Origin of the sequence: Pseudomonas putida, from assembly GCF_025905425.1 — a bacterium.
Classification (GTDB): domain Bacteria; phylum Pseudomonadota; class Gammaproteobacteria; order Pseudomonadales; family Pseudomonadaceae; genus Aquipseudomonas; species Aquipseudomonas putida_AF.
In genome coordinates this window covers 4,841,762-4,861,970 of record NZ_CP109603.1, presented here as the reverse complement: position 1 = coordinate 4,861,970, position 20,209 = coordinate 4,841,762, and the positions used below count along the sequence as shown (strand labels likewise).

The 20,209-nt window shown below is 61.2% G+C and carries 16 protein-coding genes; 3 read left to right on the top strand and 13 right to left on the bottom strand.

The annotated features are described in order from the left end of the window. Positions 1 to 67: 67 nt before the first annotated feature. The 7 genes from OGV19_RS21970 to OGV19_RS21940 all read right to left on the bottom strand — a co-directional run bounded on the left by OGV19_RS21970 (position 68) and on the right by OGV19_RS21940 (position 8,320). The gene (locus OGV19_RS21970) at positions 68 to 244 is read right to left on the bottom strand and encodes a DUF4175 domain-containing protein (RefSeq protein ID WP_264310617.1); all 177 of its coding nucleotides are present in this window, start codon (positions 242 to 244) and stop codon (positions 68 to 70) included. Beyond that, positions 241 to 1,353 carry a PepSY-associated TM helix domain-containing protein gene (locus tag OGV19_RS21965; RefSeq protein WP_264310616.1) on the bottom strand — a complete coding sequence of 371 codons (1,113 nt, stop codon included), beginning with the start codon at positions 1,351 to 1,353 and terminating at the stop codon, positions 241 to 243. The genes OGV19_RS21970 and OGV19_RS21965 overlap by 4 nt, the downstream gene beginning before the upstream one ends. Before the next feature lie 58 nt (positions 1,354 to 1,411). Beyond that, the gene (locus OGV19_RS21960) at positions 1,412 to 3,847 is read right to left on the bottom strand and encodes a TonB-dependent siderophore receptor (protein WP_264310615.1); all 2,436 of its coding nucleotides are present in this window, start codon (positions 3,845 to 3,847) and stop codon (positions 1,412 to 1,414) included. A 121-nt stretch (positions 3,848 to 3,968) separates the two neighbouring features. Further along, the gene (locus OGV19_RS21955; protein WP_264310614.1) at positions 3,969 to 4,925 is read right to left on the bottom strand and encodes a FecR domain-containing protein; all 957 of its coding nucleotides are present in this window, start codon (positions 4,923 to 4,925) and stop codon (positions 3,969 to 3,971) included. Then, positions 4,922 to 5,440 carry an RNA polymerase sigma factor gene (locus tag OGV19_RS21950; RefSeq protein WP_264310613.1) on the bottom strand — a complete coding sequence of 173 codons (519 nt, stop codon included), beginning with the start codon at positions 5,438 to 5,440 and terminating at the stop codon, positions 4,922 to 4,924. The genes OGV19_RS21955 and OGV19_RS21950 overlap by 4 nt, the downstream gene beginning before the upstream one ends. Before the next feature lie 235 nt (positions 5,441 to 5,675). Further along, positions 5,676 to 6,386 (bottom strand): 3'-5' exonuclease, encoded by a 711-nt coding sequence (locus OGV19_RS21945; protein WP_264310612.1) that lies wholly within the window; start codon positions 6,384 to 6,386, stop codon positions 5,676 to 5,678. Continuing rightward, on the bottom strand, positions 6,383 to 8,320 hold the full coding sequence (locus OGV19_RS21940; protein WP_264310611.1) for a putative nucleotidyltransferase substrate binding domain-containing protein: 1,938 nt from the start codon (positions 8,318 to 8,320) through the stop codon (positions 6,383 to 6,385). Before OGV19_RS21940 ends, OGV19_RS21945 begins: the two co-directional genes overlap by 4 nt. Positions 8,321 to 8,499: 179 nt before the next feature. On the opposite strand from OGV19_RS21940, the gene OGV19_RS21935 reads away from it, so the two are divergent. After that, complete coding sequence (locus tag OGV19_RS21935) at positions 8,500 to 8,949, top strand: response regulator (protein ID WP_264310610.1); 450 nt, start codon at positions 8,500 to 8,502, stop codon at positions 8,947 to 8,949. A 130-nt stretch (positions 8,950 to 9,079) separates the two neighbouring features. Here OGV19_RS21935 and OGV19_RS21930 read toward each other — a convergent pair whose 3' ends face one another. Then, positions 9,080 to 11,257, bottom strand: coding sequence for a malate synthase G (locus OGV19_RS21930; protein WP_264310609.1), 2,178 nt, complete (start codon positions 11,255 to 11,257; stop codon positions 9,080 to 9,082). 452 nt (positions 11,258 to 11,709) lie between these two features. Between OGV19_RS21930 and OGV19_RS21925 the strand changes: the two genes are divergently transcribed. Beyond that, positions 11,710 to 12,228, top strand: coding sequence for a glycine cleavage system transcriptional repressor (locus tag OGV19_RS21925; RefSeq protein ID WP_264310608.1), 519 nt, complete (start codon positions 11,710 to 11,712; stop codon positions 12,226 to 12,228). 333 nt (positions 12,229 to 12,561) lie between these two features. Here the strand turns inward: OGV19_RS21925 and rarD are convergent, their stop codons facing one another. The 5 genes from rarD to OGV19_RS21900 all read right to left on the bottom strand — a co-directional run bounded on the left by rarD (position 12,562) and on the right by OGV19_RS21900 (position 19,060). Next, positions 12,562 to 13,449 (bottom strand): EamA family transporter RarD, encoded by an 888-nt coding sequence (gene rarD, locus OGV19_RS21920; RefSeq protein ID WP_264310607.1) that lies wholly within the window; start codon positions 13,447 to 13,449, stop codon positions 12,562 to 12,564. Between the two features lie 242 nt (positions 13,450 to 13,691). After that, the gene (locus OGV19_RS21915) at positions 13,692 to 16,142 is read right to left on the bottom strand and encodes a hypothetical protein (RefSeq protein WP_264310606.1); all 2,451 of its coding nucleotides are present in this window, start codon (positions 16,140 to 16,142) and stop codon (positions 13,692 to 13,694) included. 300 nt (positions 16,143 to 16,442) lie between these two features. Then, positions 16,443 to 17,417, bottom strand: coding sequence for an SrkA family protein kinase (locus OGV19_RS21910; protein WP_264310605.1), 975 nt, complete (start codon positions 17,415 to 17,417; stop codon positions 16,443 to 16,445). A gap of 62 nt (positions 17,418 to 17,479) precedes the next feature. Further along, positions 17,480 to 18,244: a molybdenum-dependent transcriptional regulator ModE gene (locus OGV19_RS21905; RefSeq protein ID WP_264313987.1), complete on the bottom strand. Its 765-nt coding sequence runs from the start codon at positions 18,242 to 18,244 to the stop codon at positions 17,480 to 17,482. A 78-nt stretch (positions 18,245 to 18,322) separates the two neighbouring features. Continuing rightward, positions 18,323 to 19,060 carry a ComF family protein gene (locus OGV19_RS21900; RefSeq protein ID WP_264310604.1) on the bottom strand — a complete coding sequence of 246 codons (738 nt, stop codon included), beginning with the start codon at positions 19,058 to 19,060 and terminating at the stop codon, positions 18,323 to 18,325. Between the two features lie 89 nt (positions 19,061 to 19,149). Here OGV19_RS21900 and bioB point away from each other — a divergent pair, with 89 nt between their 5' ends. After that, positions 19,150 to 20,208 (top strand): biotin synthase BioB, encoded by a 1,059-nt coding sequence (bioB, locus tag OGV19_RS21895; protein ID WP_264310603.1) that lies wholly within the window; start codon positions 19,150 to 19,152, stop codon positions 20,206 to 20,208. Position 20,209: the final 1 nt, after the last annotated feature.

The following is a 20,209-nucleotide window of genomic DNA, read 5'->3' as shown; positions in this document are numbered from 1 at the left end:
TCATCTCCGGTTAAGGGGCGGACCATGCTGTACCGCTGCTGCCAGCTGCCTGTGTTAGCCGGCTACCTCAGCGCCGCCATAAGCCGCGCATTGCCAGCCATGCCGGAACGCCCAGCCCGACCCAGGACAACCCGTCCCACCCACCGTCGCCAAGCAATGCCGCGAACAGGCCGAGTGCGCTCAGTACGGCGATCAGTACTGGCCAGGCAAAAATGCGCCGCGTCGATCGCGAGGTGTGGCTCATGCCTTGGCCTCCCGTGGTTTGCGCTGCTTGCTCCACCACAGGTACAGGCCGCTGCCGAGCACGATGAGGGTGAGCACATCCAGCACCGCCCAGAGTATCTGCATGGGGCGCCCGCCGTAGTCGCCGAAGTGCAGCGGCTGCGACAGGCCCATGGCGTCCATGTACCACGGCCGCTCGCCGACAGCGGTCACCTGCAGGGTCTGGGCATCGATCAGCACCGGGGTGAGCAGGTGCGAGGTCAGGTGCGTGGCGCCTTTCATGAACACGGCGTAGTGGTGCTCGCTGGAGAAGCGCGTGCCGGGGAAGGCGATGAAGTCCGGGCGCATGCCGGGCGCGGCCTGCTCGGCGATGGCCAGCAGGCGGCTGGCCGGGGCGCGTTCGGTGAGCGGTGGGGCGTGACGGTAGGGGGCGACCATGGCGGCCAGGCTGTCGTTGCGCCAGGCGGCGATGACCAGGTCGGACAGCGCACTGATCACCCCGGTGACACCGACAGTCAGCGCCCAGGCCAGGGTCACCACGCCGATCAGGTTGTGCAGGTCGAGCCAGCGCAGGCGGCGGGACTTGTCGTGGCGCACGGTGGCGAACTTCAGGCGGCGCATGAACGGCGCATAGAGCACGGTGCCGGAGATGATCGCCACGACAAACAGCACGCCCATGAAGGCCAGCAGCAGCTTGCCAGGCAGCCCGGCGAACATGTCCACATGCAGGCGCAGCATGACCATCATGAAACCGCCGTTTGCAGCCGGCATGGCGACGGCTTCGCCGGTGCGGGCATCGAGCATGAAGGTGTGCGACGCATTGGGTTCGGTGCCGGCGGTCGCGGCTGTGATTGCCACCACGCCGTTGCGTTCGTCCTCGTCATAGCCAAAGTACTGCATCACCTCGCCGGGGCGGTGTTGTTCGGCCTTGAGCACCAGCTGCTGCAGGTCGAGGTGCGGGGTGCCTGCGGGCATCTCGCGCAGTTCGGGAGCGTCACCGAGCAGGTGTTCCAGCTCGTGGTGGAAGATCAGCGGCAGGCCGGTGAGGGCCAGCAACAGCAGGAACAGAGTACAGACCAGGCTGCTCCAGGTGTGGACCACGGACCAGCGGCGGATGGTTGAGCTTTTCATCACGGAATCGTTTTTATGTTTGAGAAGCATTGGGGCCGCACGGCGGCACCCGCTTCACTCAGAACTTGTAATTGACGCTGGCCACCACGTTGCGTTCGTCGCCGTAGTAGCAGTAGTAACCGTCACAGGTCGACAGGTAGTCTTTGTTGAACAGGTTCTTGGCATCCACCGCTACGGTCACGCCCTTGAGGGTGCCGTTGAGACGCCCCAGGTCGTAGTGCACCGACGCATCGTAGACGGTGTACGAACCGACATGACCCCAATCGGTATTGGTGGTGTTGCCATAGGTGTCACCCACATAGCGCACGCCGACGCCCACACCGAAGCCATCGAGCGGGCCTTCATGCCAGGTGTAATCGGCCCATGCTGTCGCCTGGTTTCGCGGTACTTGTGCCATCCGCTTGCCTTTCTCGCCATCGTTGCCTTTGGTGATCTCGCTGTCGTTGTAGGTGTAGGAGCCAATCAATTTGAGATTCTGGGTCACATCCGAAGTGGCTTCCAGCTCCAGGCCTTTGACCCGGACCTCACCGACCTGGCGGGTTACGCTGGCTTCGGTCACCGACATATTTTCCTGGGTCAGGTCGAACACGGCCGCGCTGAGCAGGGTTCTGCTACCCGGCGGCTGGTACTTGATGCCCAGCTCGTACTGCTTGCCTTCAGTGGGTTTGAACGCATCGGTGCTGTTCACCGAAGCGCCAGTCGCCGCCTGGAACGACTCGGCATACGAGAAGTACGGGGTAATGCCATTGTCGAATACATAGCTCAGCGCTGCGTTGCCACTGAATTGCTTATCACGCTGGGTGTTGGTCGCATCGCCCTGATTGTGGAAGGTGGTGCCGGTGTGGACCCAATCTTCGCGCCCCCCCAGGGTCAGACGCCAATTGTCCAGGGCCATCTGGTCCTGGATGTACAGGCCGGTCTGCTGGGTTTTCTGATCGTAGTCGTACATCTCGAAGTACTGGACGTTCGAGAAATCCTGGCCGTAGATCGGGTTGTGGATGTTGCTTGACGGCACGCCGGCCGAGCCCCAGCGCCAGCGGGCATTGCTGTCCGAGCGCTGGTGATCGAGGCCCAACAGCACGGTGTGGGCGACCTTGCCGGTCTGGATGTCGGCCTGGAAGTTGTTGTCCACGGCGAACTGCGAGATGTCTTCCTCGACGATACCGGCGGTGCGCTGCACGGTGCCATCGGCGCTGACCGCTTCGTCCGGGCCCGCCGGCCAGATCGAGCCCCCGGCGGTAATGCCCTTGAAGTCCAGTTCGTTGCGCGCGTAGCGCAGGTTCTGGCGGAACTGCCAGGTTTCGTTCAGGCGGGTCTCGAACGCGTAGCCTAGGTGGTAGTAGGTGCGATCGTAGGATTCCCAGTCCGGGTCCCCGAGATTTTTATGGTGGGAGATCTTGCCTGCCGGGCTATCCAGCTTGGTGCCCTGCAGTGGCAGAAACTGGCCGGTGATACCGGTGTCGTCGCGGGTGTATTGGGAAATGAACGTCAGCTTAGTGTCGTCGTTAATGTTCCAGGTCAGGCTGGGGGCGATGTTGTAGCGTTTGTCCGGAATATGGTCGATCGGTGTGCCACTGTCACGTACGGTGCCGCTCACGCGGTACTGGAACAGCCCCGCGTCATCGACCTTGCCGGTGCTGTCGAAGTTGATCTGCCGATGGTTGTTGCTGCCTACCTGCGCTTCGACTTCGTGGCTGCTTTCAAGCTCCGGGCGGCGGCTGGTCATGTCCAGCAGGCCGCCTGGTGGGGTCTGGCCGTAGACGGATGACGCCGGACCACGCAGCACGGCGATTCGCTCCAGGTTCCACGGTTCGATCTTCGGCGAAGCGTAGTTGCCTTTGGGCAATGGCAGGCCATCGAGGAACTGGGTGGGAACAAAGCCACGCACCAACAGCCAGTCGCTGCGCGAGTCCGAGCCGTAACCGCTGCTCTGTACGCCAGCGGTGTAGCGCAGTGCGTCGTTGAGGTTGAGAACGGGGCGGTCTTCCATCTGCTGGCGGGTGATAACGGTCACCGAGCGTGGCAGCTCGGCAATGGCTGTATCGGTCTTGGTGCCTGCGGCAGTGCGGGTGGCGGTATAGCCTTCAACCGGGCCCCATGCGCTTTCGTACGAAGCATTGGCGTTGATTGCTGTTTCCGGCAGGGCCAGTGCACCTTCCTGTGCAGCTATCAGGCTGTAGCTGCCGACGATGCTCTGCTGCAACTGCAAGCCGGTGCCGCGCAGGGCGGCCTGCAAGGCGCCGATGCCATCGTACTGGCCGTTGACCGGTGCCGAGGTGCGGCCGCTGACCAGTGCCGGGTCGATGGCCAGGGCGATGCCCGACTGGCTGGCGATCTGGTTGAGGGTGCTGGCCAGGGGGGCGCTGGGCAAGTCGTAGGCGCGTGGGGCGGATTGCTCGGCGGCGAACAGGGCAGGGCTGGCCAACGGCGCCGCCAGGCCAATGGCGAGGGCCATCAGGCTGGGGCGCAGGATACGATCGACAGTACGGGACATGCAGCGGCTCCTCGACGGATAAGTGCTTACTGCTTCCTTGCCGAGCGAGATTTCAGAAGTGACAGGGGCTGTCAGAAAAAAAGTGAAAAGAATCGAGAGCCGGCGATAGGCCCAAAGAGATCTATCTAGCTTTGATGGTCACCCACCATGGGGTATGCCGCTCGATCTTCACCGGCAGTGCCGGCACCAGCGATTCCAAGGCCAGGTCGGTGTTGGTCAGCGGGAAGCTGCCGGTAACACGCAGGTCGGCCACGTCGTCGGCCACCCCGAGATGGCCGCTGCGGTAGTGGCCGAGGGCGGCCAGCAAATCTGCCAGGCGTACGTTGTCCACCACCAGCATGCCGCGGGTCCAGGCATCGATGCCAGCCGCGACCTGGCCAACCTGGCCGAGGCCGTTGGCATCCATCAGCACTTGCTGGCCTTCGTGCAGTACCTGTTCGTCGCCACTGTTCAGCGGCATGGCGGCGACAGAGGCCTGCAGTACTTCCAGGCGTGTGCCGTGTGCCTCACGGCGTACCAGGAAGCGCGTGCCAAGCGGGCGCAGACGGCCGTCGTCGGTGCGTACCAGCAAAGGGCGGGGGTCTTGGTGACCGGTTTCGACCGAGATTTCGCCTTGGTGCAGCACGATTATCCGTTGCTCGCCTTCGTAGTCGATATCCACCGCGGTATGGGTGTTCAGGCTCAGCAGGGTGCCGTCTTCCAGGCGCAGGGTGCGCAACTCGCCGGTGGCGGTGCGCTGATCGGCCAGCCAGTATCCCGGTGACAGCGAAGGGGCGCCGACCCAGGCCAACAAGGAACCCAGCAGGAACATTCCGGCCAGGCCACCGCCCAGCTTGCCGATCCGCCGCCGCATCCCGGCCCGCGACTGCAGCAGCGCCTGGCGCGCGGGCCCGGCAGCAGCGCTCACGCGCTGGTCGAGGCTGCCCAATTGACGCCAGGCGCGGGCATGTTCTTCGCTGGCGGCGTGCCAGCGCATGAATTCGCTGCGCTCGTCGGCTGTGCTGCTGCCTTCATCGATGCTCAGTTTCCAGGCGATGGCTGCTTCCAGCACGCGGGACGATACCGGTGAGCTGTTCACGTCGGCTCCCCGTACAAGGCCACATAGCACTGGCGCATGCCCTGGGCGATGTACTGGCGTACCCGAGAGACCGAAACACCCAGCCGCTCGGCGATTTCGGCGTGGCCCATGCCGTCCAGGCGGTTGTACAGAAAGGCTGCACGGGCTTTGCTCGACAACTTGCTCAGCAAGCGGTCGATGGCCTTTAGGTCTTCGAGAATCAGGTGCTGGGTTTCCGGGGAGGGTTGTTCGGCTGCCGGCAGTTGGGCGAGTTCGGCCAGGTAGGCTTGTTCCAGCGCGGTGCGGCGGAAATGGTCGAACATCAGCCCTTTGGCCACGGCTGCCAGAAAGGCGCGGGACTCGCGGGGGGTGTCCAGCCGATCGCGGCCGAGCAGGCGCACGAAGGTATCCTGGCTCAGGTCTTCGGCACGCTGACGGCAGGCCATGCTGCGTTGCAGCCAGGCGAGCAGCCAGCCGCGATGGTCGCGGTACAGTGCACCGACCAGCTCGGCGTGTGGGCTCTGTGCAGAAGACAAGCAGCGTCCCCCCGGAACGAATGCATTAACTAACGATAATTATTCGCGATTGTTGCAGAGGCGGGGGGCGGGGCGCAATGGACGCTTATCGGATTGCCACCAGGGAGATGTGTTGCCTGTGCCGGCCTCTTCGCGGGCAAGCCCGCTCCCACAGGATCTCACTGGCTTCAGAGGGCGCGCATTCCCTGCGGGAGCGGGCGTGCCCGCGAAAGGGCCAGTGGGGCCATCATGAAAATCACAGGCCGTGATTGTGCAGCTTGCGCCGCCGCCAACCCCGCAACCGTTGCTCCAGCTGCAATGGGCTGTCCAGCTGCTGGCGGCGGGCCTGGCTGAACAGGATCAAGGCCAACTCAGCGGTGACCTGGGCATCGGCACTGGCATGGTGGCGCTCTTCCACTTGCAGGCCAAAACGCGCCACCCAGTCATCCAGCCCCGCCTCGCGCAGCACTGTGTCGGGGTTGAGCATCGGTGCCAGTTCGGCAACATCGAGAAACGGCAACTGCAGGCGATAGCCCAGGCTTTCTTTCAGGGCGCGCGCGAGCATGCGCTGATCGAAAGGGGCGTGGAACGCCAGCACCGGGCTGTCGCCAATGAAGTCGAGCAGGTCGATCAACGCCTCGACCGGGTCGCAGCCGGCCGCCAGGGCACTGGGCCCCAACCCGTGAATCAGCACGCTGGCGTTGGTCTTCTGGGTCGGGCGGTACAGGGTGCGTTCGAACTGCTGGGCAAAGTCGATGGCGCCGTCTTCGATGGCCACGGCGCCAATCGACAATACCTGGTCACGGTTAGGGTTAAGGCCGCTGGTTTCCAGGTCCAGCACCACCCAGCGTTGCTCGCGCAACGTGCACACCCCAAGCGGCGCGGGCTTGGGCAATTGCGCCAGGCGCTGGCGCGAGGCCTCGTCCAGGTCGGGCATGCTGGGGCGTAGCCAGGCGAACAGGCTCATAGCTGGTACCGCAGGGCCAGGCTGCTTTGCAGGCGCTGCGCCTGGCGCAGCGATTCACGCAGGATGCGCCGGTCCAGGTGGTTGAGGCTGTCTGGGTCGACACGGTTGGAGTAGGGCAGGTTATCGCGGGTCTGGCGCTGGTGCTGCTGCATGCGGGTTTGCTGGATGAAGTGGTAAGCCTCTTCATACGCCGCACCGTCGAGTGGTTCGATGACGCCCTTGGTCACCAGCTGACGCAGGCGTTCGAGGGTGTTGCAGGCATCGATGCCATTGGCCAGGGCTAGCAAGCGCGCGCCATCGACGAAGGGCGTCAGGCCCTGCACCTTGAGGTCGAGGGTGGCGGCCTTGTCGTTGCCTTGGCGGGTCAGCACGAACTCGCGCAGGCGGCCAACCGGTGGGCGCTGGCGTAGCGCGTTGTCGGCCATCATGCGCTGGAAAATACGGTTATCGGCAACCTGATCCAGCAGGCTTTGGCGCAGTTGCTCACACCCTTGCTCGTCGCCCCAGACCACACGCAGGTCGAAATAGATGCTCGAACCCAGCAGGTTTTCAGGGCTGGCCTCGCGGACGAAGCCGGCAAAGCGCCGCGCCCATTCGCCGCGTGACAGGCACAACTCGGGGTTGCCGGCCATGACATTGCCTTTGCACAGGGTAAAGCCGCACTGAGCCAGGCACTGGTTGATGTATTGCGCCAGTGGCAGCAAGCGGGCTCGGACCGCATCGGCTTCGGCGCTGTCGCGGGCTTCGAACAGAATGCCGTTGTCCTGGTCGGTGTGCAGGGTCTGCTCGCGCCGCCCTTCGCTACCGAAGCACAGCCAGCTGAACGGCACGCCCGGGTCACCACGCTCGGCCAGGGCCAGCTCGATCACCCGGCAGACCGTATGATCGTTAAGCAACGTGATGATCTGGGTGATCTGCGTCGACGAGGCGCCGTGAGCAAGCATGCGCTCGACCAGTTGGCTGATTTCACCCCGCAGGGAAACCAGGGTTTCCAGGCGTGGCGCATGACGAATGGTACGCGCCAGGTGCACCAGATCGACCCGTTGCAGGGAGAACAGGTCCCGTTCGGACACCACCCCACACAGGCGCTGGTTGTCTACCAGGCAAACATGGGCGATGTGCCGCTCGGTCATGGCCATGGCGGCGTCGAAGGCGCTGGCTTGCGGGCTGAGGTAGAACGGCTTGGCGGTCATGTGCCGCTCGATCGGCGCACCCAGGTCGGCATCGGCGGCCGCCACCACCTGGCGCAGGTCGCGCAGGGTGAAGATGCCGATCGGGTAGCGCGTGGGGTCGACCACGACAATGCTGCCAACCTGTTGCTCGTGCATCAGCCGCACAGCATCACGCAGCGGCATGTCGGGGCAGCAGACCACCGGGTGACGCATGGCCAGTTCGCCCAGGGGGGTATTGAGCGAATACTGGGTGCCGAGGGTTTCCACGGCGCGTTGGCGCACCTGCTGATTGACCTGGTCGAGCAAGCTGCTGACCCCGCGCAGGGCGAAGTCGCGGAAGGCTTCCGACAGGGAGAACACGCGGATGAACGCGGCCTTGTTCAGCTGCAGGCAGAAGGTGTCCTCGCCGGCCAGGTGCTCGGTGCGCGTGGCGCGCTCGCCCAGCAGGGCGGCCAGGGGGAAACATTCGCCGCTGGTGATCTCGAAGGTGGTTTCCACACCGGGTTTGACCAGGTGCTGGCGCTCGCCGACGACTCGCCCCTGTTTGACGATGTAGAAGTGCTCGACCGGGCCATCGGCGGGTTTGACGATGCTTTCGCCGCTGGCATAGAAACGCAGCTGGCACTGCTCGACCAGATACGCCAGGTGGCCGTGCTCCATCTGGTTGAACGGTGGGAAGCGCTGCAGAAACTGCAACGTACCTTGTATGTTCTGCAGCACTGCCGTCCTGCCCGCCTGGCTGTAGGCGTCCTTTTTGCTCATGAAACTGACCGTATCGCTACGCCGAACTATATATATCTATATATAGATACCGGCCTTGTTGTTCTCGGTCCCCATGGTCGGCTGGCTGCGCTGTGGTGCCCATTGGACGTAAGTCTATGAGTGGCGTGTGATCAATATCGCAAGGTGGGGCCTTACCGTGAGCAAGACTTTTTGACGAGATGACCATGGGTGAGCATGACGACCTCCTGAGTGACGCCGAACGCGAGGCACTGGCTGTGGTGAGTGCGCCTATTGCGCCCCGACCGGTGGTGTTGGTGGTCGATGACAATGCCGTGAACAGCAAGGCGCTGAGCTACTACCTGAAAAGCAGAGGCATCGATTGCATGACGGCCGACGGTGCTCTGGAAGCGCTGTGGAAACTGCACTGGGAGCCCAGAATTGCCCTGATGATTACTGATCTGCGCATGGAACCCAAGGATGGAATGGAGCTGATCCGGCAGATTCGAGAGTCGAGGTGGGCGGCGTTGTCGATCATAGTGGTGTCGGGCGACACCGATGTGAAAGAGGCCGTTGACGTGATGCACTTGGGGGTGGTGGATTTTTTGCTCAAACCTGTGGATTTGGAGAAACTGCTGGGGTTGGTGAAGAAAGAGTTAGGGCTCAAGTAGGGCGGCTGCTTGTGCCATAGCATTCGCGGGCAAGCCCGCTCCCACAGGTACCCCACTAAGCTCGAATGCAGTGGGGTACCTGTGGGAGCGGGCTTGCCCGCGAATGGGCCGCACAGCGGCCCCTTGCGTTTTACAGCCCGTTACGCGCCTTGAACTCGCGACGACGACGGTGCAGTACCGGTTCGGTATAACCGTTCGGCTGCTTGCCACCTTCGATCACCAGCTCCACAGCCGCCTGGAACGCGACGTTGTCGTCGAAGTTCGGCGCCATCGGGCGGTACAGGGCGTCGCTGGCGTTCTGCTGATCAACCACCACCGCCATGCGCTTCAGGCTTTCCAGCACCTGCGCCTCGCTGACCACGCCATGGCGCAGCCAGTTGGCCAGCAACTGGGCCGAGATGCGCAGGGTGGCGCGGTCTTCCATCAGGCCGACGTTGTTGATGTCTGGCACTTTCGAGCAACCCACGCCCTGATCGATCCAGCGCACCACGTAGCCAAGGATGCCCTGGGCGTTGTTGTCCAGCTCGTTGCGGATCTCTTCGTCCGACCAGTTGGTGTCGGCGGCCAGCGGGATGGCCAGGATGTCGTCGACCGAAGCCGGGGTGCGCGTAGCCAGCTCGCGTTGACGTGCCTGCACATCGACCTTGTGGTAGTGCAGGGCATGCAGGGTCGCGGCAGTCGGCGAAGGTACCCAGGCAGTGTTGGCGCCGGCCAGCGGGTGAGCGATCTTCTGCTCGAGCATGGCCGCCATCAGGTCGGGCATGGCCCACATGCCTTTGCCGATCTGCGCGCGGCCTTGCAGGCCGGTGGCCAGGCCCACGTCGACGTTGTTGTTCTCGTAAGCGCCGATCCACTTCTCGTTCTTCATGGCGCCTTTGCGCACCACGGCGCCGGCTTCCATCGAGGTGTGGATTTCGTCGCCGGTGCGGTCGAGGAAGCCGGTGTTGATGAACGCAACGCGCTCGGCGGCTGCCTTGATGCAGGACTTGAGGTTGACCGTGGTGCGGCGTTCCTCGTCCATGATGCCGACCTTGACGGTGTTGCGCGGCATGCCCAGCAGGTCTTCGACCTGGCTGAAAATTTCGGCGGCAAAGGCCACTTCTTCAGGGCCGTGCATCTTCGGCTTGACGATGTAGACGCTGCCGGTGCGGGTGTTTTTGCGGCTGGTGTTGCCGTTGAGGTTGTGCAAGGCGATCAGGTTGGTGAACAGGCCGTCCTGGATACCTTCCGGGATTTCGTTGCCCTGGGCATCGAGGACCGCCGGGTTGGTCATCAGGTGACCCACGTTGCGCACGAACAACAGCGAACGCCCGTGCAGGGTGACGCTGCCACCGTTAGGCACGGCGTACTCGCGGTCTGGGTTCATGGTACGGGTGAAGGTCTTGCCACCTTTGTTCACGCTTTCGGCCAGGTCGCCTTTCATCAGGCCCAGCCAATTGCGGTAGACGATGACCTTGTCATCGGCGTCTACGGCCGCGACCGAGTCTTCGCAGTCCATGATGGTGGTCAGTGCCGATTCCATCAGGATGTCTTTGACGCCGGCGGCATCGGTGCTACCCACCGGGGTGCTGGCATCGACCTGGATTTCGAAGTGCAGGCCGTTGTGCTTGAGCAGCACGGCGGTCGGCGCGGCGGCGTCGCCGACGAAGCCGATCAGTTGTGCGTCGTCACGCAGGCCGCTGTTGCTGCCGCCCTTGAGGGCGACGACCAGCTTGCCGTCCTGGATGCTGTAGGCGGTGGAATCGACATGCGAGCCGGCAGCCAGTGGCGCGGCTTCGTCGAGGAAGGCACGGGCAAAGGCAATAACCTTGTCGCCACGCGCTTTGTTGTAGCCCTGGCCTTTTTCGGCGCCGCCTTCATCGCTGATGACATCGGTGCCATACAGCGCGTCGTACAGCGAACCCCAGCGGGCGTTGGCGGCGTTCAGGGCGAAGCGGGCGTTCATCACCGGCACGACCAACTGCGGGCCGGCCATGCGGGCGATTTCTTCGTCCACGTTCTGCGTGGTGGCCTGGAAATCGTCGGCTTGTGGCAGCAGATAGCCGATTTCCTGGAGGAAGCTTTTGTAGGCTACGGCGTCATGGGCCTGGCCTTTGCGTGCCTGGTGCCAGGCGTCGATCTTGGCTTGCAGCTCGTCGCGCTTGGCGAGCAGGGCTTTGTTCTTTGGAGCGAGGTCATTGATGATCTTCTCTGCACCTGCCCAGAACTGCTCGGCGACGATGCCGGTCCCGGGGATGGCTTCGTTGTTCACGAAGTCGTACAGGACCTTGGCGACCTGAAGGCCACCGACTTGAACGTATCCAGTCATTGCTTGCCTCACTCTGCTCAGCTATTTCGCTCATCGTATTAAGCCTGTAGCGCTTCTCTAAACACGGCACCAGTGCGTGCCCTGGGTGAATGAACCCAAGGGCGGCTGGGTGCGGCCTGCCAGACAGGCTGGCGGGCAGTGTGCGTATTTTCACAGGCGCCTTGGCAGACATCCAAACGACGTTTTGTAGTCCGCGCCACGGGATACTACATGAAGCAGTAGGCGGGGCAAAATCAGACTAAAAGCGTCGTTGTGCGACCCGTTGGTCGCGTATGGTCACGCTGGGAGTGGGTATGTTCGCAAAAAACAGGTGGATTGTTCCAGATAAATCTTGAAACAGTACACGATTCGTTATGTCGATTGCCCTGCGGCAGGTTGCCGCGCCTTGCCTATACTGAGTCGATCCCCCGGTTTATTGCCGCCCAGCGCGGTTCGACACAGAGGAAGGGCTTGTGGATCATCTTGTACTCACTGTGATTGCCCCTGACAAGGCCGGCCAGGTCGAGCGCATTGCCCAGTGCATCGCCGACCACAGCGGTAACTGGCTGGAGAGCCGCATGTCACGCATGGCCGGGCAGTTCGCCGGCATCTTGAGGGTGGCTGTGCCGGCGGAAAACTACGCGGAACTGGTCGCGTCGCTGCAGGGCTTGGCGCGGTATGACATTCGTGTGTTGATTGCCGAGAGTGGCATCGAGCCTTCGTGCACCTGGAAGCCGATCGCCATGGAGCTGGTGGGCAATGACCGGCCAGGGATCGTGCGTGATATCACCAGGCTGCTGGCCGAACTTGGAGTGAACCTGGAGCGTTTTACCACCGAAGTGCGGCCTGCACCGATGAGCAGCGAGCCGTTGTTCCATGCCAATGCGTTGCTGGCGCTGCCGTTGACGTTGTCGCTTGAAGAATTGCGGCAGCGGCTGGAGAGCTTGGCGGATGATTTGATGGTGGAGTTGGAGTTGCGGGCGGAGGAGTGATCCTAGATTGCTGGGGCCGCTGTGCGGCCCTTTCGCGACGCAAGGCCGCTCCCACAGGAAAACCGTGATCCCTTGTGGGAGCGGCCTTGTGTCGCGAAAGGGGCGCGCAGCGGCCCCGGGGTTATCCCCTGTTTCACAGGGACGGCCCTGTGGATAACCTGGGGGCGTACCTCTCCAGCCCAGGCGCATCAAGGCTTCCCCAGGTTTGATCAAAAAACATCCAATAATCAGCAGCTTGTGCACAAAGCACGGGGACGAGGGTGTGGATAACCTCTGGAGATGTCTCTGCAGGCCACGAAAGGCGTGCCCTGCAGAGATTTGATCATTATTTGATCAGCGCCGCTTGCGCAAATTCAGCCAGGCATCGACGCTATAGATCGCCAAACCCGCCCAGATGAACATGAACGCCACCAGCGTGCTCGACGACAAATGCTCGTCAAACAGCAACACCGCCTGCAGCAACACCAGGGTCGGCGCCAGGTACTGCAAGAAGCCCAGCGTGGTGTACGGCAGATGGCGCGCGGCGGCGTTGAAACACACCAGCGGCACCAGGGTCACCGGCCCTGCCGCCATCAACCACAGCGCTTCGCTGCTGGTATAGAACGCGCCCTGCGCGCTCATCGCGGCGGGGTGCAGTAACAGCCAGCCAAGGGCCAGTGGCACCAACATCCAGGTTTCCACCACCAGACCCGGCAGCGCCGCCACCGGTGCCTGTTTGCGGATCAACCCATAGAAGCCGAAGCTCAGCGCCAGTACCAGCGAGACCCACGGCAGACTGCCCACCTGCCACACCTGCTGGGCCACCCCCACCGTTGCCATGGCCACCGCCAGCCATTGCAGGCGGCGCAGGCGCTCGCCGAGGATGAGCATGCCCAGCAGCACGTTGATCAACGGGTTGATGTAGTAGCCCAGGCTGGCTTCGAGCATGCGGCCATTGTTTACTGACCATACGTACGTCAGCCAGTTACCGGCGATCAGCGCCCCGCTCAATGCCAGGATAGCCAGCCTGCGCGGGTTGTCGCGCAGTTCGCGCCACCAGCCGGGGTGCTTCCATACCAGTAGCAGGAGCGATCCGAACAGGGCCGACCAGAGTACCCGGTGGACGATGATCTCCACCGCTGGCACGCTCTGGATCGCTTTGAAGTACAGGGGGAACAGGCCCCAGATGATGTAGGCACTGAGGCCCAGGATGTACCCGCGTTGCGGGTTTGCGGCGTGCATGCAGAATCCTTGCTTAGGTAGCTAAATAAAGCGCCGAGCTATTTCAGCACAGGTTGGTGCGTTGTGCTGACTTGTTCGGGTATTTCCTGCGCGCTTGTGGAGCGTTCTCTCGTGCGGCCGATGCTGCTGAGGTAAAGGAAGGCGGCCCAACTGTGTAGCCAGAAAATGCGATAACCAGGGCTGGGCCCTGGTTCTCGGTGTGGACGGCATTGCAAAATAGGGCCGTCAATACGCTCGACTGGTCATTTCTGGTTTAGGCGCAACCTACGTGCCTTGTCACTGGCTTCTACAGATTCGTAAAGCGACACGAACTGTTCAGCGTCGATAAAGGGAATGGGCACAATAATACTGGCGTATTGAATCGTCATTTGCGATTCGTCTATCGCGACGATGACAATGCAGTCCTCGTCGGGCTTTGACGCATGTGGCGTGTATACACCGTCTTCTATGGTGCCGTTACCGATGCGTACATACCATGAAGTATCGTCCGCCGCCACTTGCTGTTCCGGTTTGCCCCTGGGCTTGAACCAGAACTCGAGCTTTACGCTGGCGCCGGCCGTGACGGGCTTCAGCCAATAAGCCGCTTGGGTTTCAACAGGCAGGAGTATGTGGACGGTTTTGCTGGAAGCCCCGTTGCTGACCACGACTTGGTCAAGGCGCATGACCTCATCAACTGCGGGCATGCTTGCTTCAAAATCTGGAACTTCTTTGGGGGAATAGTACCGTTTAGAGGCTTGTGCCAGAGGGTCGGGCGTCGGGTTATCTTCAATGCGGCCTAGCCCTTTGACTTGCCAGTTGACTGTTTGGCCATTCATCTCACCGCCTATGATATCGCCATAGGAGTCTAAGTTAACTGTCATGACCGTGGGGTAAGCGTTGACGGTGGTCCGCAATACGCTTACCAAGACATGCGAAACGGCAGTGCCTTTTTTAGCGGTAACAATGACCTTGATATGACTGCCTTCGAATTTGTCGGCAGCGGGCGCGCTGTAAGCCCCGGTAGCCGGGTCGATCGTACCAGTGGGGTTCTCACCTTCGTAATCAGGGATGTGACGTACGCTCCATGTTACGCCTTCAGTAGCAGGGGTGGTCTTGAAGGTCAGAGCAGTACCGGACAGTATACTGGTTTCACCGTTATCGATTGGTGTGTTGTCGCTCCTGGTAATGGTGAGCTTGTTGCGGTCAGGAGCCAGTTGACCCAGTGCCATTACATCATTTGGCCAGTGTGCGTATTCAAGGTTGATCTTAGAGTTCCGGAAAAGCAGGGAAGACAAAATGAAGGTGTCAATATTCGCGCCGACACTACGCAGTGTCTCATTCGCACTACTTGTAACGTTGGCCAGAAACTTCTCTGCCTCGGCGTACATGGCTTCCTTTTTAAGAATGTGACTTATGTAGTCATCCCAGTAGCGATCAAGGTTGCCGCTCAGTCTCACAGAAGAGTTTTCGTGGCCTCCCACCCGAGAGAGTACGATGTGATCTGAATCACCAGAGCTATCAACGGAAAATGCATACTCGTGACGAACATCCCATTCAACGTGGAGTGCTCCTCGCTCTCGGTCGTTCCCATTAAGTATCTCTGCGGGCGTATTGAAATTCCCAACCCAGGTAATCACGAGCTTGTCATCTTTAAATGCTATCCGTAACCGTTGAGTAGCATTATAGTCAGTGGGAGCATAATAATTATGTGCCGCCGCCACGAAGCGCCACGGACCTGCAGCCATGACCACCGAGTCCACCCAGCCATTACCCACAGCCATATATTCGAAATCTTTCGCTGCTGCCGCGCTCATGAGTTTCCATTCCATATGTTTGAGCAATGAATTGCTTGACTTAAGCGCGGGAAAGATGAAATTGTCCATCACTAGAGTTCGATTGATCATCACCGACGCACTTAGGTCGTCAGGCAAAAGATATGTAAGTTTGCTGTTCTCATCAGGTGGTACAGCGTCTTTACTATCGAATCCTTCTATTTCTACAAATAATACGACTGCCCCGTCACCAAAACTCTCTTCATTTCTAAGCGTTGATCCGGGACCTCCGTGGGTACGAATTGCAAACTTTTCTGGCTTTATGGTTGAGTTTTCTAAATTGGAAAGCTTGCCCAATGTATATTGAATTTTTCTAGGTCTCAGTGATGCGAAGTAAATGCTGAAGTGCTCGCCCAGTTTATCCTTTTTAAATTCCGTCACGCCACCGTGGAATGTATAGTTTTTGCCGGTGGCAATGTTGAAGTAGACCTCGCCTTCCTCAGATATCTGCGCATTACTTCCTTTTAATTCAACATCAAACACAAGCGTTGGACCATTGATAGGGGTCGCCTCTGCCAACTTCGACACCCGTCTGCGTGTGCTGCCGGATGCTTGGCTCAACTGAATTTGCTTTCCCCTGACCGTTCGCATCAACAGTTTTGCTCTAGAATCGCTGAGGTCTGCGTTTTCAAAGGATAGCCTGGGTTCATCCAGGCAAAAATCCAGTAGCTTGTGATAGGAGATGCCTGGGTCGAGATCAATTTCGCTAGTCAGAGGGGGGATAAATTCTCCCTCCGTATAATGTTCAATGAACTCCTGTTTCAATACATGGTTTGCGGTGGTTCTATCGAACGCCACGATCACCGGGTACTTCCAGTTTTGTCGTTTCTTACCCAGCTCTTTCAGGAAGTCTTCAAGCGATTGCTTTGTCGAGTTACTCATGAGCGTATCATCTCCGGGCATATGTTTAGATTTACACTGCGCTTGCGATCGAATGTGTCGCATGCCTACTATTGAAGGGTTTTGAGCACGCGCTAACTGTTTGCGAATGCAAAAAGAGGGAAACTCAGGGCGGCAGACGCCGACACCCGCGCGCGCTCGGTGCCGGGGTAAGTTGTGTTTTCATGACTAAAACTCCCACGCTGACTTGGGAGTTTTTTACACCCAGCCCTCGCCCTTGCCTACTGGCAAAAATACTAGGTCGAGCCGGTGAGAAAGTTCTGTTATTCCAGGCTGAAAGGCTTAGAACAACTTCAGCGGCGGCTCATCCAGTGCAGCCATCTGCTCGCGCAGTGCGAGAATCTGGTCGCCCCAGTAGCGAGGTTGGCCAAACCACGGGAAGCTGCGCGGGAAGGCCGGGTCGTCCCAGCGGCGTGCCAGCCAGGCGCTGTGATGCAACTGGCGCAGGGCTCGCAAAGGCTCGATCAGGGGCAGCTCGCGCGGGTCGAAGTCATGGAATTCGTTGTAACCGTCGATCAGCTCTGCCAACTGGCCGAGGCGTTCCTCGCGGCTGCCGGCAAGCATCATCCACAGGTCTTGCACCGCCGGGCCCATGCGGCAGTCGTCGAGGTCAACGACGTGATAGACCTCGTCGCGATGCATCAGGTTGCCCGGGTGCAGGTCGCCGTGCAGGCGGATTGCCTTGTGTGGGGTACGGGCGTAGATATCCTCGACCCGTTTCAGTACGTCGCGGGCAACAGACTCGAAAGCGGGTAGCAATTCTCGCGGTACGAAGTTGCCCTCCAGCAGGGTTTTCAGTGACGCGTGGCCGAAGTTGTCTACAGCCAGCGCTTCGCGATGCTCGAACGGGCGTGTCGCTGCAACGGCGTGCAGGCGGCCGAGCAACTGGCCGAGGCGATACAGCTGGTCGAGGTTGCCGGGCTCCGGCGCATGGCCGCCGCGGCGGGGGAACAGGGTGAAGCGGAAACCCTGGTGTTCGAACAGCGTTCGGCCATCGTGCTGCAGAGGTGCGACCACGGGCACTTCACAATCGGCAAGCTCGGCGGTGAAGCGGTGTTCTTCGAGGATGGCCTCGTCGCTCCAGCGGCCTGGGCGGTAGAACTTGGCGATCAACGGCTGTGAGTCTTCGATGCCCACCTGGTAGACGCGGTTCTCGTAGCTGTTCAGGGCCAGGATGCGGGCATCGCTAAGAAAGCCAATGCTTTCCACGGCGTCCAGGACCAGGTCGGGGGTGAGGGTGTCGAAGGGGTGGGACATGGTGACTCCGGGGATGGGCGGCGTGGGGCCATGGTAGCGCATTCCAACCCGCCCAACCGGTCCTACACCGGCACCCCCAGCAGTACATAAGAAGGATGGAACTGCACCCGCACCGTGCTGGCGGTATCAACGCGATTGCGTGCCAACCAGTCCTGCTCGGCAAACGCGCACAACGTTTGCCCGTTACCCAACGCCAACCGCACCTCGCTGGGCCCGTCGGTTTCGGCCAGCACCTGCTCGACCGTTGCCTTCAGGCCGTTGCTGCCAGCGTCGGCTTCATCGCCATCCCCCAGCAGTTGCACCCATCCTGCCTTGAGCAGCGCCACGACCATTGTCCCCAATGTCAGCTCCAATCGCGCGGTGCTGTCGTGGGTAATCAGCGCCTCGATTTCCAGGCCGCCGCCCAGTGCCAGGCTTACCCGATCATGCCGGCCTTCCCGGCGCAGGCCGCTGACCTTGCCCTGCAGCTGATTGCGCGCACTGGTGCGCAGCATCAGGCGCCCGAGCAGGTCGAGGTCGCTGGAGTGTTCGGCCGCCTCCAGTACCTGCGCCTGCAATGCCTGCAAGCGCTGATACAGCCGCAGCACGCGCTCGCCTTCGGCCGAAAGCCGCGCCCCGCCGCCGCCCCGCCCGCCGGTGCTGCGCTCGACCAAGGGCTGGCTGGCCAGGTTGTTGAGCTCGTCGATGGCGTCCCAGGCAGCTTTGTAGCTGATGCCTGCGGCCTTGGCGGCGCGGGTGATCGAGCCTTGCTCGGCAATGTGCTGCAGCAGCGCGATGCGATGCGGGCGGCGGGCGATGTGTTGGGTAAGGAGGCTGGGCAGGGGCATGGGCAGGTTAGTCAGCAGTTGATCAAGGGACGGTGCCTTCATGGCAACGCATCGTCAAGCCATACCGCCCCACGCAGATTACATCTGCCCAGGCTTGGGCGTGCGCGCCAGGCAATACACATCCACCCTGCGTGCCCCGGCCCTGGATAGCACCTCGGCAATCGCCTGCGCCGTGGCACCGGTGGTCAGCACGTCGTCAACGACTGCTACATGCCTGCCCTCCAACGCGCCATGGCCGGTGACACAGAATGCCTGGCGCAGGTTGCGCCGCCTGGCCTTGGCATCCAGATGCTGCTGCGCCGGGGTCTCGCGTTTACGCAGCAGCACCCGCTCGTCGCACGCAATGCCCAACTGCGACGACAGCCAGCGCGTCAGCATGCCCGCCTGGTTGAAGCCGCGCTCACGCAGTCGACGCTTGGCCAACGGAACAGGCAACAGCAGGTCAGGTGCTTGCAAGCCTTCTGCATAGCGGTGTTGCAGACCATGGCCGAGCAATTCGGCCATCAACCGCCCCAAAGGCCACTGGCGGTTGTGCTTGAAACGGCTGATCAGGGTGTCTACCGGAAACCCGTAGTGCCATAGCGCGATGACTTGGTGGAACACCGGCACCCGGCGACAACACTGGGCGCAGGTCAGGTTGGCCATTGGCAAAGGCAGGGCGCAACGCAGGCAATAGTCTGTCAGCCAGGGCAGCTCCTGCTCGCAGGCGATACACAACGGATACGCCTGTTCGGCAGCCGCGTCGCATAGCAAACAGCGTTGGTTGATATTTGTACACTTGTAAACCAGTGATTTCAGGTTGGGTTGACAGTTCATAGGCCTTCCATGACTATGCGAGCTATCCGTGATGCGCTGGCGGGCATTCCTGTCCCGGCGCCAGTTACAGCCTAAACAAGGAAACGCCGATGAGCGCCAGCACAACTGCAACAACACGTCACGACTGGTCCCTGGCCGAGGTCAAGGCGCTGTTCCAGCTACCGTTCAATGACCTGCTGTTCCAGGCGCAGACTGTGCACCGCGCGCATTTCGACCCAAACCGTGTGCAGGTTTCGACCCTGCTGTCGATCAAGACCGGCGCCTGCCCGGAAGATTGCAAATATTGTCCGCAGTCCGGCCACTACAACACCGGGCTTGAAAAACAGAAGCTGATGGAAGTGCAGAAGGTGCTGGAAGAAGCCGCCCGCGCCAAAGCCATTGGTTCAACCCGCTTCTGCATGGGCGCGGCGTGGAAACACCCGTCGGCCAAAGACATGCCCTACGTGCTGGAAATGGTCAAAGGTGTCAAAGCCATGGGCCTGGAAACCTGCATGACCCTCGGCAAGCTCGATCAGGACCAGACCCTGGCCCTGGCCCAGGCCGGCCTCGATTACTACAACCACAACCTCGACACCTCGCCGGAGTTCTACACCAGCATCATCACTACCCGTACCTACAGCGAGCGTCTGCAGACCCTGGCCTATGTGCGCGATGCGGGGATGAAGATCTGCTCGGGTGGCATCCTCGGCATGGGCGAGTCGCTGGACGACCGCGCCGGCCTGCTGATCCAGCTGGCCAACCTGCCCGAGCACCCAGAATCGGTACCGATCAACATGCTGGTCAAGGTGGCTGGCACGCCCCTGGCCGAAGAAGAAGATGTCGACCCGTTCGACTTCATCCGCATGCTGGCAGTGGCCCGCCTGCTGATGCCCAAGTCGCATGTGCGCCTGTCCGCCGGCCGCGAGCAGATGAACGAGCAGATGCAGGCCCTGGCCTTCATGGCAGGCGCCAACTCGATCTTCTACGGCGAGAAGCTGCTGACCACCGCCAACCCGCAAGCCGACAAGGACATGCAGCTGTTCGCCCGCCTCGGCATCAAGCCTGAGGCCCGCGAAGAGCATGCCGATGAAGTGCACCAGGCCGCCATCGAACAGGCGCTGGTCGAACAGCGCAGCAGCGAGATGTTCTACAACGCAGCCTCGGCCTGAG

What these genes read in the sequence shown, in the direction of transcription:
- OGV19_RS21970 (WP_264310617.1), bottom strand. Translation starts at nt 244, where the DNA reads ATGAGCCACACCTCGCGATCGACGCGGCGCATTTTTGCCTGGCCAGTA.
- OGV19_RS21965 (WP_264310616.1), bottom strand. Translation starts at nt 1,353, where the DNA reads ATGAAAAGCTCAACCATCCGCCGCTGGTCCGTGGTCCACACCTGGAGC.
- OGV19_RS21960 (WP_264310615.1), bottom strand. Translation starts at nt 3,847, where the DNA reads ATGTCCCGTACTGTCGATCGTATCCTGCGCCCCAGCCTGATGGCCCTC.
- OGV19_RS21945 (WP_264310612.1), bottom strand. Translation starts at nt 6,386, where the DNA reads ATGAGCCTGTTCGCCTGGCTACGCCCCAGCATGCCCGACCTGGACGAG.
- OGV19_RS21940 (WP_264310611.1), bottom strand. Translation starts at nt 8,320, where the DNA reads ATGAGCAAAAAGGACGCCTACAGCCAGGCGGGCAGGACGGCAGTGCTG.
- OGV19_RS21935 (WP_264310610.1), top strand. Translation starts at nt 8,500, where the DNA reads ATGACCATGGGTGAGCATGACGACCTCCTGAGTGACGCCGAACGCGAG.
- OGV19_RS21930 (WP_264310609.1), bottom strand. Translation starts at nt 11,257, where the DNA reads ATGACTGGATACGTTCAAGTCGGTGGCCTTCAGGTCGCCAAGGTCCTG.
- rarD (WP_264310607.1), bottom strand. Translation starts at nt 13,449, where the DNA reads ATGCACGCCGCAAACCCGCAACGCGGGTACATCCTGGGCCTCAGTGCC.
- OGV19_RS21915 (WP_264310606.1), bottom strand. Translation starts at nt 16,142, where the DNA reads ATGAGTAACTCGACAAAGCAATCGCTTGAAGACTTCCTGAAAGAGCTG.
- OGV19_RS21910 (WP_264310605.1), bottom strand. Translation starts at nt 17,417, where the DNA reads ATGTCCCACCCCTTCGACACCCTCACCCCCGACCTGGTCCTGGACGCC.
- OGV19_RS21905 (WP_264313987.1), bottom strand. Translation starts at nt 18,244, where the DNA reads ATGCCCCTGCCCAGCCTCCTTACCCAACACATCGCCCGCCGCCCGCAT.
- OGV19_RS21900 (WP_264310604.1), bottom strand. Translation starts at nt 19,060, where the DNA reads ATGAACTGTCAACCCAACCTGAAATCACTGGTTTACAAGTGTACAAAT.
- bioB (WP_264310603.1), top strand. Translation starts at nt 19,150, where the DNA reads ATGAGCGCCAGCACAACTGCAACAACACGTCACGACTGGTCCCTGGCC.